The sequence below is a fragment of the Verrucosispora sp. NA02020 genome (assembly GCF_013364215.1).
GTDB lineage: Bacteria > Actinomycetota > Actinomycetes > Mycobacteriales > Micromonosporaceae > Micromonospora.
Window position 1 is genome coordinate 3,637,896 of record NZ_CP054923.1, and the last position, 13,564, is coordinate 3,651,459.

Genomic DNA, 13,564 nt, shown 5'->3' on the forward strand with positions numbered 1-13,564 from the left:
ATGGCGGGCTTGCGCTACCACTTCTCCCGCCACCACAGGGTCAGGAAGCCCAGCGTGCCGACGAGGACTATGCATCCGACGCCGCCGCAGAGCAGGGCGGCGACACCACCGAAGAAGCCGTAGTCCCCATAGTCCACGGCACGAACCTACGCTGTCGCCGACGCCGCGCACTGCCCCGCAGCTCGGTGGTTCGGCCGGTCAGGAGTCGCGGGTGGCGTCCAGCGTCGGGGTGTGGACCTGGTCGCAGGCGGCGAGCAGCGTACCGAGACGGCGACGCGCGTCGGTCACCAGCGGATCGCCCTCGCGGCGCAGCACGCGTACCGCCGTCGCGGTGGCCTCGGCCGCCCAGACGGTGAGCTGCGCCGCGGCGAAGGCGTCGGCGATCGCCAGCAATCCGGCGCCGTCCTCGGCGGCGCAGGCCCGCGCGTGCCGGGCCAACAGCGGCGACAGGGTCCCGTCGGTACGCTCGGCCAGCTCGGAGAGGCGTTGGGCCACCGAACGCCGTGCGCCGTCGGCGCAGGTCGGGCCGATCAGGGTGGCCGCCTGGCCCAGTCGGGTCAGGTCGTGCAGGGCCAGCACCTCGTACCCGGTCATCCCGTCGGAACGCAGCCGGTCGGCCAACGCGACCAGGTGCCTGACGGCGGCGGGTAGGTCGCCCGTGGCGGCGATCGTCCCGCCACGGGCCAACTCCAGCCAGGGATAGAACACCGCGATGCACGGGGAGTACGAACGGTCTGCCGCCGTCATCGCCGCGAGAGCCGTGGCGGCGTCCCCGCGCCAGGCCGCCACCTGCGCCCGCTCGCCGTGCGCGAGACTGCCGTAGAGCCGGCTGGTGGCCAGCATCGCGCCGGCCGTGTCGCTGAAGGTGACGGCCTGGTCGGTCCGCCCCCGGAGCCGTGCGGCGTAGGACTGGAGGACGGTCAGGAAGCCGCTGCCGAGACGCAGGCCGCCGGAGCTGACCAGGTCGGCGAACTCGTCGGCGGCGATCGCGTCGATGCCGGCCAGGTCGCAGGTGAGCGCCAGCCGGGCGGCCCGGCTCGACTCCACCATCGCCTGGAGGTAGGGCACGTCTGCTCGCCAACCGGCGACGTCCGCCTCCACCTGGGCGACCGCGTCGGCGTTGCGGCGGAACAGACCGCGTGTCGCGTCGACGTAGGCGACCACGCACCGGGCCAGGCCACGGGCACCCGGACCGGACGCCGGGCGGGCCAGCACCGACTGGCTCAACCGCAGTGCGGCGGCGATCTCCATCCGGTGCATCCGCATGAGCGCCTCGAAGGCCCAGACCCGCGCCTGGTGGCCGGGATCCGTCAGCGTGACGGCCGCCTCGGCCAGGCTGTCGACGGTGGACTCCGCACCGAGGCTCCAGTACGTCACCATGCCCCGCACCGTCAGCCAACGGCTCCGACGCCGCTCGTCGACCAGATCGTCCCGGACCCGGTCGAGCACATGGAGTGCCTCGTGGGGGCGCTCGCAGAGCATCAGGACGGTGGCGAGCAACTCGGCGGCGTCGTAACCACCACCGGCGTGCAGCGCCGCCTGCGCCAGTTGGACCGTCAGCGGTACGTCGTAGCGGGCGAACGCCTGCGCGGCACCGCCGAGCAGGAGGCGGGGATCCTGTGCGGAGCCCGCGCCGAGCCGCCACAGGGCGGCCCGCAGCAGGTCACCCGGGCGGCGGGCACCGGTGGCCTGCACCAACTCGGCCAGCTCGGTCTGCAACTGCCGCGTCCGGGCCGGCGGGCAGCGGCGGCGCAGCAGATCCCCGTACAGCGGATGCGTCAGCTGGACGTCGACCCGCCGGTCCCGCCGGACGATCGCGATCAGGCCGTGTTCCTCGGCCTGCCTGATGTCGTCGGCATGTGTCGCCGTGGTGAGCAGCCGCAGGCCGAGTTGCTCGCTCAGGGCGACCAACTCCACCACCTTGCGGACGCCGGGAGTGAGGTGGTCGATCCGGGTGCCGATCACGTCCGTCACGTCGAGCGGTCGCGTCGAGTCGCCGTTCCACTGCCACAGCCCGCCGGAACACGCCCACTCGCCACTGCCCGTCGTGCTGCGGAGCAACTCGTGGAGGAGCAGCGGGTTGCCGACCGACAGGCGGAGCATCCGGTCGATCGACCCCGTGTCAGCCGGCCCGCCGAGGACGTCCGCGAGCAACTCGGTGGTCTCGTCCCGGCCGAACGGGGTCAACTCGACGCGCTCGACCAGATCGTCGACGCAGAGGGGCCGCAGCGGCAACGGCACCTGCTCCCCGTCGTGCACCGTCCCGAGCAGGACGACGTCCTCCTGCCGGGCGAGCACGTGCACCAGTGCCGCCGACGGCGGGTCGAGCAGATGGGCGTCGTCGATGGTGAGCACGATCGCCCGGCCCATGGCCTGCTCGTGCACCGAGTCCACCACCCACCGCAGCACCCCGGCGGGGGTGAGCCCGGCCGGCTGCGCGACGGGCAGCACCTGGGCCAGACCGCCGAAGGGCAGGGCCGTACTCGGATGGCCGGCGGCGATGGGCAGGACGACGTACCGGCTCGCGGGAAGCTTCCCCACGGCCTCGCGCACCAGCCGACTCTTGCCGACACCGGCGTCGCCGCTGAAGAGGACGCCACGCCGGCCGATCCCTTCCACCACCGCTCGCAGGTGCGTGAGCTCACCGGTTCGGCCGACGAAACTTCCCCGATCCACCGAGGCATCGTATCGACGCGGACCCCGACCCGATGTCGCACACCGTGTGCGTCGAGATCGGATGACGTCGGCTACCCGCGAGTCGCGGCAGCCACTCTCGTTTGCATCCACCGTGCTCCGCGTGACGGTGAGCGGGCGTACGGATCAGCCGAACTGGTTAGGCTGACCGCCTTTCGGAGGCATCGAGATGTGGCGGGTTCTGCTCGGGCTGGTGTTCGGCGTCCTGCTGATCGTGATCGGGACGGCCCTCGCCAGCGATTACCGCGGCGTTACGACGAAGCACGTGGACCTCTCGACGCGGTTTATCCGTCCGCTCAATCCTTTCCGGTCGTCTGACGACCGAATCGTCCGTCGCCGCGCTCGCTTCGTCCTGCTCGACAGGTTCATCGGTGCACTGATCGTGCTGGCCGGTGTGGGTGGGCTGGCGGCTGCCGTACACCTGCTGCTCGGTGAGTACCGCTAGCTCGGCGAAACGTCGCCCACGAGCCGGCCTCAGCTCTCGGGTCGGCCCGCGCTGATGATTTGGTGCGTACCTGTAGACCGGGCTCTACACTGGATGCAGCTAGAAGGGGAGTACCCCTCCGCTCGGTACCCGCCTAAGGCGCCAGCACAGGCAGCGCGCCCGGGGCCGAGAGCCCGGCAACGGGCTGGGGGAGACCTTCGGCCGACCTACCCTGGTCGAGCCGAGGTCGCTGAGACCCCATCGCTCGACCCGAGCGATGGGAGTGTCTTCGATGGGGATCACCATCGGGATCGTGGCCTGGGTCCTTGTGCCCGTACTAGCTCTTGTTGCCCGCGTCGTCATCGTGTTGATAGCTCTTCGCGGCACGAAGCCGAGCGAGCGCCCGGCAATCCTGCGGGCCCTGGCAGTTCTCCTGCCCTTGACTGGGCATACCGTTCCGAGGGACAACCACCGTGTCGAAGGGGGCGTCCGCACCCCTCGAAGCGGGGGGTGTCCCGGTCCCGACCAGGTCTCGTAGGGTGCGCTCACACGTACCTGGAGGAGTTGGGCTCGATGGGATCGAAGCGCAGGCGGGCCCGGGTGGGGCTGACGGCGGCGGCGGTGGCTGTCGTCGTACTCGGTGTCGGCATCGGCGCCGCCGGCGCGAGCGGCCGACAGCCCTGGTGGGGCCTCGGGCAGCAGGCCACGCCCACGCCCACGCCGAGCGTGACCCCGAGCGACGCCCCGACCTCCGATGCGTCGTCGGCCCTGGGCGCGCCGGTGAGCGCCGGGCCGACCACGGCGGCGCCGTCGGCGAGTACGTCCCCGAGCGTGCCCGCGACCACGCCGTCGCCCTCGCGTACCCCGTCGGCCTCCGGCAGCCCGGCCGCGTCCGCCCCGGCGACGACGACGCCGGCAAGTACCGGCAGCACTGCCGCGACGTGGGCGCCGCCGCCCGCCGATGCCGGGTTCGACTACCAGATCGGCGGGGTGTACGCGCCGCCGTCCGGCGTCACCGTGGTCAGCCGCGACCTGGAGGCGTCGCCGGCCGCCGGGCTGTACAACATCTGTTACGTCAACGCCTTCCAGGCGCAGCCGGGCGCGGAGTCGTGGTGGAAGACCAACCACCCGGACCTGCTGCTGCGGGACGCGCAGGGCAACCTCGTGGTCGACGAGGACTGGAACGAGCTGATGCTGGACTTCTCGACCGCCGCCAAGCGGACCGCGTTGACCACGATCGTGGGCGGGTGGATCGACCGGTGCGCCAGCAAGGGGTTCAAGGCGATCGAGCCGGACAACCTGGATTCGTTCACCCGGTCCAAGGGGCTGCTGACCGAGTCGCAGGCGGTCGCGTACGCGGCGTCGCTGAGCGCGTACGCGCACGGTAAGGGGTTGGCCGTGGCGCAGAAGAACCTCGCGGAGCTGAGCACCTCGAACGCCCGCAAGGCCGGGTTCGACTTCGCCGTCGCCGAGGAGTGCGGCACGTGGAACGAGTGTGACGCGTACACCCGCACCTACGGCGCCAACGTGATCGTGATCGAGTACACCGAGAGCGGCTTCACCAAGGCGTGCGGGTCGCACGGCAGTCGGCTCTCGATCGTGCTGCGCGACCTCGCCGTGTCGGCACCCGGTTCCCGCACGTACGTCCGCAAGGCGTGCTGAGCGGGCTCCTCAGCTTCCGGCCACCACCTGGATGACGCTCTCGCCACCGACCGCGTGCCCCTGGTCGGCCATGGAGCTGATCAGGTTGTAGTAGCCGGGGCCGGCGTCCGGGGCGATCGCGATGGTGCTGACCGGCCGCCGGTCGGGCGCGTCGGCGGGGCGTACCGGCTCGGCCGGGTAGGTGACCAGCCTGGGGACGGTGAGCGTGCCCATCGCGTGCGCGGTGAGCTGCTCGACCGACTCGAACGGGCCGATCAGGTGGGCGGTCAGCTCGACGCCGGGCCCGGGAGTCGGCGTGACCGGCGGGTCGTCGGGCGACTCGACGATCCAGTTCAGGGTGAAGGTCTGCCCCGGCTGGTACAGCTTCTCGACGTCGGCGGCCTCACAGCAGGAGTAGGTGACCGTCGACGCCACGACCTCCTCCACCGGGCTGACGACGCACGCGGCCAGCAGCGGAAGCAGGAGGGCCAGCGGCCACGCGCGGTAAGCCTTCATGCGCCGGATCGTATGCCCCGGTCGCAACCCCTGACCTCGACGTTCGTACCCGAAGCGGTGGCGAGCCCGGCTCTGCCGCCGCCGGGGTCGGCGGCGGCCTGCCGTCGTCGTCTGTGGTGCTGGTCGGGTCAGCCGTTGTCGATCAGGCCGGCGATCTCGTTGTAGATCAGGTGCGCCTTCGCGCCCTGGTTGGAGGGGCAGCCGCCGAGGTGGTGCAGGGCGATCACCCGGTGGCTGCTGTTCAGCACCGGCGAGCCGGAGTTGCCGCCGGAGGTGTCGCAGCTGTAGCTGATGTTCCAGGTGTTGTAGTTCGCGTTCCGGACGGTGCAGCGTGCGCCGTTCTGGGCGTCCTCGAAGATGGACAGGCGCTTCGGGCTGCCGTCCCCGTGGCCGGGGATGTACATCTGGGTGCCGGTGGTGGTGGCGGTCGTCGCCAGGTAGAGCGTGCCGAAGCCCTGGATGGCCGCGAAGTTGTTCACCGAGAACAGGGCGTAGTCGAGCTGGTTGGAACCGCCGCTGCTGACCCGGTAGAGCGTGGCGCCGCTGACCTTGGTGCCGGCGCCGGGGTTGGCACCGCCGCAGGTGCCGCACTGGTAGTTGAACTGCATCTCGCTGCCGCTGACCGCCGACTGCGTCGAGAAGCAGTGCTTGTTGGTCAGCATCCGGTTGGTGTTGCCGACCCGCCAGGTGGTGCACATGCCGCCGCCGCTGATCAGCAGGCGGGCCACGGCGTTGCCCCGGGCGAACTCGGTCGGGTGGCTGTTCTGGTAGCAGACCACGTCGCGGCGGGCGTCGGTGCTGCACACGGACTGGGTGGAGAAGTTGTGCGCGGCGATCTCGGTGCGGTCGTAGCCGCGCCAGAACCGGTCGATGGTGGCGGCGCTGCTCCGGGTGGCGCGGGTGCTGTGCAGCGTCACCACCGCGGTGTCGCCCTCGACGGACATGGCCCAGAAGCCCGGCCGCCCGTCGGTGGTGTAGTCCGCGCCGGTCGCCCGGTTCAGGTGCCGGTCGTACCGGTAGCTCTCCCGGCCGTCGGGGCTGGAGACGGTGACGTACTCGCCGGGGCCGAGTCGCAGCGAGGCGAAGTGCACCTTGACGTAGGTGGCGCCGGGGTGGTGGATGACCTGGGTCCGGCCGTCACGGGCGTACGACAGCGCGCTGTCGACGGTGCGCAGCTCGCCGACGGTCGTCACGCCCTCGGCCACGAACTGGTCGGACTCGGGGGCGCGCTCGGACTGCGGCGCGAGAGGTGGCGCCGAGTACGCCTCGGCGGGTGCCGACAGCAGGCTCAGCCCGAGCGTGCAGGCGCTGAGCATGACCGCCAGCGTGCGCAGACGGCGCGGGGCGTGTGTCATCGTCGCTCCTCCCAGGAGACCGGAACCTTAACGATTGCTCAGTCTTCATACACGAGCTGCGGCAACACATGCAAGGTCGTCAATATCTTCTCGATGTCGACGGGCGCGTCGTCAGACCGTCCCGGACAGGTAGTCCTTCCGTCGCTGCGGCGGGAACTTCTCGATCGCGTACCGCAGCATGACCCTCGGCATCGCCCGGTAGTGGCGGGCCAGGAACTCCTCCTCCGCCGCCGCGTCCCGGTTGCCCACCTCGCGCAGCATCCATCCGACCGCCTTGTGCACCAGGTCGTGCGGGTCGCGCAGGAGTCGCTCGGCGAGCCGGAACGTCCACGCGAAGTCGTCGGCCTTGATGAACGCGAGAGTGGCCATCACGGCGATCCGCCGGTCCCAGACCAGGGGTGATCCGGCCAGCCGGTCCAGGACGTCGCGGTCCTTGTCGAGCAGCCAGGGCCCGAGGACGTACGGCGCGCAGGAGTCCACCAGGTCCCAGTTGTTCAGGTGGCCGGTGTGCGTCAGGACCAGCTCGACGATCCGACCGCGTTCCGGCTCGTCGGCCCCGCCGAACTTGCGCACCAGGATGAAGATCGCGGTCAGCCGCTCCTCGTGCACGTCGCTGCTGAGCAGCGTGGCGGTGTCGGCCAGGGCGAGTCCGCGCCAGTGCCGACCGGCGACCCGGCGCTGCTGCGGCACGGTGACCCCGATGGCGCGGTCGCCCTCGCCGTACCCACCCGGGAACATCTGGAGGTACCGGCTCACGCCGGCGGCGCGGGCCGGGTCGGCGAGTTGGGCGAGGTCGTGCCGGACGTCGGCGGCGGTGGTGGCCATGACTCGGCAACCTACCGCGAGCGGTGTCCGGTGTGGTCGTGGCGCGTGGTCGTGGCGCGGCGACGTTTCGAATCCGTCACGCAGTTCTGTCGGGCGTTGCGGGAAAGTGCTGGGTAGGTGAATTCCAAGAATGCGTCGCCCTGTGACGTCCACCATGTTGACAGTTTCCGGTGGCGCTCGATTCGCGTCGCTTCACGAGTCGATTCACGTCCTCCGTTTCGGCAGTGACCTCGCTATTCACGTCGGTGTGCCGGAATGGGATCACACGTGGTTCTGGATCATTGTTGGCCGACGCTGTCCGAACGGTATTGTCGCTGACACTTTCCGGTAACCCCGCACCTCGGCGGATTCGCTAACTTCAGCGTCGCCCGGCAGGGGGCCGGGAAAGTAATCGGGGAGAGGGCGCATGCGCAGAAAACTGATCCGGCAATTACTCGCCGGTATCGCGGTGGGGGCGGCGCTGGTGCCGGTCGTGGTGTCGCCGGCCTCGGCGGCACCCGTGTCGCAGGTGCAGTCGTCGCAGGTGCGGTGGGAGCCCTGTGAGCAGGATGGCACTGCCCTGTGTGGCACGCTCGACGTGCCGGTGAACTGGGCCGATCCGTCCGGACCGACGATCGAGTTGGCGCTGGCCAAACGGCCGGCGACCGACCCTGAGGCGCGGCGCGGATCGCTGCTGGTGAACCCGGGTGGTCCGGGTGGGTCGGGCGTGGACTCCGCGTTGTGGGCGACCTACGGCGACGAATTGCGTCGTCATTTCGACATCATCGGTTTCGACCCGCGTGGAGTGGCCCGCAGTGCGCCTGTCATGTGCGCGGTCGACAAGATCTCGGCGTTGCCGGCGGGCGCCATCCGGACGTCCACCGACTTTACCCGAATGGTCACCGCGAGTCGGGCGCTGGCCGACGACTGCCGCTCCCGGAGCGGGCCGGTATTCGATCACGTGAACACGCTCCAGGTGATCCGGGACATCGACGCGATCCGGGTCGCCGTGGGTGACCCGCAGTTGAATTTCCTCGGAATGTCGTACGGCACGCTGATGGCCCAGCAGTACGCCGAACTGTTCCCCACCCGGGTACGCGCCATCGTCGCCGACAGCACCATGGACCACAGCCTGGACGCCCGGGGTTTCGCGGTCACCCAGGCGGTCACCGGGCAGGACTCGTTCAACGAGTTCGTGGCCGGCTGCTCCCGGTTGCCCCAGTGCGCGCTGCACGGGCGGGACATCCGTGCATTCTGGCGGCGGCTGCTCGACCGTGCCGGACGGGGTGAACTGCCGGACCCGGACGACCACAGCTACAAGATCACCAAGCGGGATCTGGTCAACTTCGTGCTGGGCAACGTGAACTACCAGCCGTACTGGCTCGACATCGCCGCCGAACTGGAGCGGGTCGACGCCGGCCGTCCCTGGGGCGTACCGGCGGCCCGCCAGTCGACCGAGGAGCAGCCGCCGACCGTGGTGCCCTTCGCGTACCAGGCGGTGCTCTGCGAGGACTGGAACCTCGGAGCGCAGAACATCGGGCAGTGGCGGTCGATCGTCGACGCGGCCCAGCTCGCCTCGCCGGACCTGCCGGACCTTCCCCGGGCGGCCATCGGTGCCATCTGCCTCGGCTGGCCCAGCACGGCGGACAACCCACAGCGGCCGGTCGCCCCGACCAACCAGGCCAAGCTCCTCTTCGTCAACTCGTTGCACGACCCGGCGACCGGCTACAACTGGGCGCTCGGTGCCACCGCACAGTTCGGTGACCACGCCGAGTTGCTCACCTACGAGGGCTGGGGGCACATCGTCTACGGCCGGGTGGCCTGCGCCGACGAGGCGATCGAGGCGTACCTGATCGACCTCGTGGTGCCGGCGGACGGTACGCGGTGCGCGGCAGCACCGCCGCCGGGCACCGAGTCCGACCAGGCCCGGGGCCGGTCTGCGGGTCCGTCAGCCGAGGTACCGCCCCTGGCGCCGCTGCGCGGCACACCGGCGCTGCCGACCTGGCTCTTCTGACGCAAGGAAGGGTCCCCTGCTAACGCCTCGTGCATAGCAGGGGACCCCTCCTAACATCCGTCAGCGGTGCAGGTGCCGCCGCCAGTCGAGGGGGACCCGGTCGGTGGGGCCGGGCACGCCCTGGTCGAGAGGGCGGTGAGCGGGGGCGGCAAGTTCCGGACCCTGCTCGTACATCGTCTCCGCGGTGTAGTCCCAGAACCATGCCTCGCCCGGCTCGTAACTGCGGACGACATTGTGGCCGGTTGCGGCGGCGTGGGCGCTGGCGTGCTGGCTCGGCGACGAGTCGCAGCAGCCGACCTGCCCGCACCGGGCGCAGCGCCGCAGGTGGACCCACCAACCCGGTGGGTCCGCGGCCTCGCAGTCGGCGCATCCCGGGCCGCTGGGTGGGACCGAGGGGTCGATGCCGTCCATGGGTTTCCTCCGTGAGAAGTGTCGGGTGCGGCGGGTCAGGCCCGGCTCGTGGCCAGATGCGGGACGTCGCGCAGGCTGAGCGCGACGGGCGGCGGCAGGGGGCCGTCGCCGGCGAAGGCCGTCAGCAGGTACGCGACGAGCCGCCGGGAGGCGGCCAGCGCCGCGTCGGCGGTGTTGGCGACGATGCCGCCGTTGGCCATGAGCAGCAGGACGAGGTCGTCCTCGCTGAAGTCGGGGCGCAGCCGCCCGGCGGCCTTGGCCCGTCGGGCCAGTTCGGCGAACCCCCGCAGGCCGCGTTCGCGTTCCCGGTCGAGGTCGACGGCACGGGGCAGCGACGCGACGACGGCCGCGCTGAATCCCCGGTCGACGGCCTGCATGGCGCACACCTTCTCGACCAGGGTGCAGAAGCCGCGCCACGGGTCGGGGTCGGCCAGGGCCTCGTCGACCACCGACACGCAGGCCGCGAACTGGTCGGCGAAGACCTCGGCGACCAGCGACTCCTTGGTGGGGAACCGACGGTAGAGCGTGGCGACGCCGACCCCGGCACGGCGGGCGATCGCGGCCATCGGCACGTCGAGCCCGCGTTCGGCGAACAGTGCGCGGGCGACCTCGACGATCCGGTCGCGGTTCTGTCGTGCGTCGGCGCGCAGCCCGACCGTGGTCGGCATCCGAGAGGCGCTCCCACTCATCCTTCTCACTTTAGCCTAAGCGGATGGTGCTCTCCGCTTGAGCTGTTAGTTTGGCGGGCACCGAGATCGCTGGAGGTATGGTGCGCTACCGAATTGCCCTGCCCGTCAGAACCGTGGCGCGGGTGAACGCCTGTGCGCTGACCCTGCGCTCCTCGCGCCGATGGGGTCGCCTGGTCGGCAGGTATCTGACCGTCATGACGTACACCGGACGTCGTTCGGGACGCACCTTCAGCACCCCGGTGGGATACCGGCGTACCGGCGACACGGTGACGATCCCGGTGGGCCTCGCCGACGCCAAGAAGTGGTGGCGCAACTTCCTCGGTGAGGGCGGCCCGATCACGCTGAACCTGGACGGCGTGGACCGCACCGGCCACGCGGTCGCCCGACGCGACGGGAAGGGCCGGGTCACCGTCACCGTCCGCCTCGACGGCTGACCCCGACCGATCGCGACCGCCGGACCTCGCCCCGCGCCGCCCGGCGGCCGGAGATGTTAGGAAGGGTCCCCTGCTATACGCGAGGCGTTAGCAGGGGGCCCTTCCTTACACCCGGTCCAGGAAGGCGGCCAGGCCGTCCAGGACCCGGGTGACGTCGCTGTCGTCGTTGTACGGGGCCAGGCCGAGCCGGAGCGCGTGCTCGTCGTCCAGGCCGAGGCGACGGAACGGCTCGTACGCGTAGAAGGAGCCCGCCGGGGCCAGGACGTCGTGGTCGAGCAGGAAGCGGTAGGCGTCGCGGGTCTTGCGGCCGGGCAGCGTGACCAGCAGCGTCGGGGTGCGGTCGGCGGCCCGGGAGTGGACCACCACGTCCGATCCCAGGTCCGCCAGTCCCTCCTCGATCCGCTGCCGCAGGCGGGTCTCGTGCGCGTCGACGGCGTGCAGCGAGGCGCGCAGCCGCTCCCGCCGGGACGTGTTCGCCGGGTCGTCACCGGGGACGATGTCGGCGAGGAACTCGACGGCGGCGGTGGCACCGTCCAGCATCTCGTACGGCAGGGTGCCGAGTTCGAAGCGCTCGGGCACCACGTCGGTGGCCGGGATCAGCTTGTCCGGTCGCAGCGTCTCCAGCAGGGCCGGGTCGGCGGCGAGCACACCGCAGTGCGGTCCGAGGAACTTGTACGGGGAGCAGACGTAGAAGTCGGCACCGAGTGCCGGTACGTCGACGAACTGGTGGGCGGCGTGGTGCACGCCGTCGACGAAGACCAGTGCGCCGACCGCGTGCGCGGCGTCGGCGATCGCCCGGACGTCGGGTCGGGTGCCGAGCAGGTTCGACGCGCCCGTGACGGCGACCAGGCGGGTCCGCTCGGTGATGGCGGCGGCCACCGAGGCGGGGTCGAGTTCGGCGGTGGTCGGGTCGAGGTCGATCCAGCGCACCTCGGCACCGGCCCGTTCGGCGGCCAGCACCCACGGTCGGACGTTGGCGTCGTGGTCGAGGCGGGTCACCACCACCTCGTCACCGGGACCCCAGTCCCGGGCGAGCGTCCGGGAGAAGTCGAAGGTCAGCTGGGTGGCGCTGCGTCCGTACACGATCCCGGCGGCGGGTACGCCCAGCAGGTCGGCGTAGGCGAGCCGGAACGCGCCGACGGCGGCGTCCGCGTTGGTCTCCGACAGTGCGCCGGTGCCCCGGTTGGAGATCGGGGCCGTCATCGTGGCGGCGACGGCGTCGGCGACCGACCGGGGCGTCTGGGTGCCGCCCGGGCCGTCGAAGTGCGCGATGCCCGAGGCCAGCGAGGGGAAGTGGGCACGGAGCGCGGCGACGTCGAATCCGGTCGGTCCGGCGGATGCGGGGGAGGTCATCTCGGTCTCCTGGCGGTCGAGCGGGTGGTCCGGCGCCGGTGCGGGGCGTGGCGCCTGCAACATAGTGCAGGCCGGTGGAGTTCGGCAGGATGGGCACGTGGACATCGAGCCGGTCGACTGCGCGCCCGAGCAGGCTTTCCGGCGTCCGCTGGACCTGGACCACGATCTGGTCACCGCAGCCGGTCTGCCCCGGCCGACCGGGCCGCCGGCCAGCGTGCTCTATTCGCCCGGTGTCGCGGTGCGGTTCGGTGCGCCGGTCACGCTGCGTCGGCCCGCCGGTCGGTGAGCGTACGCGGGGGCGGCGGGGTCGGCGACGGTCCCTCCGGCGCGGCTAGGCTGACCGACGACAGTGGTCCTAATCAGACTGAGGGTGCGAACGTGGTGGACGGTGCGACGGTGACCGGCGGCGAACAGGACAGGCCCACTCTGGACACCGGAGTGCCGCAGACCGCGCGGATCTGGAACTACCTGCTCGGCGGCAAGGACAACTTCGCCGCCGATCGCGAGGTCGGCGACCAGATCATCGCCAACCTGCCGCAGCTCGCGCAGAACGCCCGGCTGTCCCGGGCGTACCTGGCCCGGGCGGTGCGCTACCTGGCCGGCACGGCGGGTGTCCGGCAGTTCCTGGACGTGGGCACCGGCCTGCCGACCGCCGACAACACGCACGAGGTGGCGCAGTCAGTCGCCCCGGAGGCGCGCATCGTGTATGTCGACAACGACCCGCTCGTGCTGGCGCACGCCCGTGCCCTGCTGGTCGGCACCCCCGAGGGCGCCACCGACTACGTCGACGCGGACCTGCGCGACCCGGACCGGATCCTGCACGAGGCGGCCCGGACGCTGGACCTGGACCAGCCGGTCGCCGTGATGCTGATGGGCATCCTCGGTCACGTCGAGTCCGACGAGGAGGCGAAGTCGATCATCCGCGGGCTCGTCGACCGTCTGCCCTCCGGCAGCTACCTCGCGATGTACGACGGCAGCGACACCAGCGAGGCGGTCACCGAGGCCGTCCGGATCTGGAACGTCTCCGCCAACCCCCGATACCACCTGCGCAGCCCGGAGCGGATCGCCGGACTGTTCGAGGGCCTGGAACTCGTCGAGCCGGGCGTGGTGTCGGTGACCCGCTGGCGTCCCGACGGCGACCCGGCCGAGTTGCCCGAGGAGATCGACCAGTACTGCGCCGTCGGCCGTAAGCGCTGACCGGGGGCGGCGGCAGTAATCAGTCGTCGGGC

At 71.2% G+C, this 13,564-nt stretch carries 14 protein-coding genes; 6 read left to right on the forward strand and 8 right to left on the reverse strand.

The window, feature by feature from the left end:
- Positions 1–14 precede the first annotated feature (14 nt).
- Entirely contained in the window at positions 15–137 is a 123-nt protein-coding gene (locus tag HUT12_RS33210) for a hypothetical protein (RefSeq protein WP_303393489.1), read from the reverse strand.
- A gap of 61 nt (positions 138–198) precedes the next feature.
- Positions 199–2,676, reverse strand: coding sequence for an AAA family ATPase (locus HUT12_RS15765; RefSeq protein ID WP_176093855.1), 2,478 nt, complete (start codon positions 2,674–2,676; stop codon positions 199–201).
- Between the two features lie 187 nt (positions 2,677–2,863).
- Here HUT12_RS15765 and HUT12_RS15770 point away from each other — a divergent pair, with 187 nt between their 5' ends.
- Together HUT12_RS15770 and HUT12_RS15775 are read left to right on the forward strand one after the other, a co-directional pair.
- The gene (locus HUT12_RS15770; protein WP_176093856.1) at positions 2,864–3,139 is read left to right on the forward strand and encodes a hypothetical protein; all 276 of its coding nucleotides are present in this window, start codon (positions 2,864–2,866) and stop codon (positions 3,137–3,139) included.
- 552 nt (positions 3,140–3,691) lie between these two features.
- Positions 3,692–4,780 carry an endo alpha-1,4 polygalactosaminidase gene (locus HUT12_RS15775; RefSeq protein ID WP_176093857.1) on the forward strand — a complete coding sequence of 363 codons (1,089 nt, stop codon included), beginning with the start codon at positions 3,692–3,694 and terminating at the stop codon, positions 4,778–4,780.
- Positions 4,781–4,789: 9 nt separating this feature from the next.
- On the opposite strand, the gene HUT12_RS15780 is transcribed toward HUT12_RS15775, so the two are convergent.
- From HUT12_RS15780 to HUT12_RS15790, 3 genes are all read right to left on the reverse strand, one after another.
- Positions 4,790–5,275, reverse strand: a complete 486-nt coding sequence (locus tag HUT12_RS15780; protein ID WP_254876836.1) for a hypothetical protein — start codon at positions 5,273–5,275, stop codon at positions 4,790–4,792.
- 128 nt (positions 5,276–5,403) lie between these two features.
- Positions 5,404–6,630: a serine protease gene (locus HUT12_RS15785; protein ID WP_131051230.1), complete on the reverse strand. Its 1,227-nt coding sequence runs from the start codon at positions 6,628–6,630 to the stop codon at positions 5,404–5,406.
- A gap of 111 nt (positions 6,631–6,741) precedes the next feature.
- A complete protein-coding gene (locus HUT12_RS15790) occupies positions 6,742–7,455 on the reverse strand; it encodes a DNA alkylation repair protein (protein WP_131051231.1) in 714 nt (237 codons plus the stop codon).
- Positions 7,456–7,861: 406 nt separating this feature from the next.
- Here HUT12_RS15790 and HUT12_RS15795 point away from each other — a divergent pair, with 406 nt between their 5' ends.
- Positions 7,862–9,448 carry an alpha/beta fold hydrolase gene (locus tag HUT12_RS15795; RefSeq protein WP_176093858.1) on the forward strand — a complete coding sequence of 529 codons (1,587 nt, stop codon included), beginning with the start codon at positions 7,862–7,864 and terminating at the stop codon, positions 9,446–9,448.
- Positions 9,449–9,508: 60 nt separating this feature from the next.
- On the opposite strand, the gene HUT12_RS15800 is transcribed toward HUT12_RS15795, so the two are convergent.
- Both HUT12_RS15800 and HUT12_RS15805 read right to left on the reverse strand, forming a co-directional pair.
- Entirely contained in the window at positions 9,509–9,859 is a 351-nt protein-coding gene (locus tag HUT12_RS15800; RefSeq protein WP_176093859.1) for a UBP-type zinc finger domain-containing protein, read from the reverse strand.
- 35 nt (positions 9,860–9,894) lie between these two features.
- Positions 9,895–10,527 (reverse strand): TetR/AcrR family transcriptional regulator, encoded by a 633-nt coding sequence (locus HUT12_RS15805; RefSeq protein ID WP_254876837.1) that lies wholly within the window; start codon positions 10,525–10,527, stop codon positions 9,895–9,897.
- A 143-nt stretch (positions 10,528–10,670) separates the two neighbouring features.
- Between HUT12_RS15805 and HUT12_RS15810 the strand changes: the two genes are divergently transcribed.
- Positions 10,671–10,982, forward strand: coding sequence for a nitroreductase/quinone reductase family protein (locus HUT12_RS15810; protein ID WP_254876838.1), 312 nt, complete (start codon positions 10,671–10,673; stop codon positions 10,980–10,982).
- A 105-nt stretch (positions 10,983–11,087) separates the two neighbouring features.
- On the opposite strand, the gene HUT12_RS15815 is transcribed toward HUT12_RS15810, so the two are convergent.
- Complete coding sequence (locus HUT12_RS15815; protein ID WP_176093862.1) at positions 11,088–12,335, reverse strand: cysteine desulfurase-like protein; 1,248 nt, start codon at positions 12,333–12,335, stop codon at positions 11,088–11,090.
- Positions 12,336–12,432: 97 nt separating this feature from the next.
- Here HUT12_RS15815 and HUT12_RS15820 point away from each other — a divergent pair, with 97 nt between their 5' ends.
- Together HUT12_RS15820 and HUT12_RS15825 are read left to right on the forward strand one after the other, a co-directional pair.
- Positions 12,433–12,621: a hypothetical protein gene (locus HUT12_RS15820; RefSeq protein WP_303393490.1), complete on the forward strand. Its 189-nt coding sequence runs from the start codon at positions 12,433–12,435 to the stop codon at positions 12,619–12,621.
- Positions 12,622–12,716: 95 nt separating this feature from the next.
- Positions 12,717–13,532, forward strand: coding sequence for an SAM-dependent methyltransferase (locus HUT12_RS15825; RefSeq protein WP_254877058.1), 816 nt, complete (start codon positions 12,717–12,719; stop codon positions 13,530–13,532).
- Positions 13,533–13,564 lie beyond the last annotated feature (32 nt).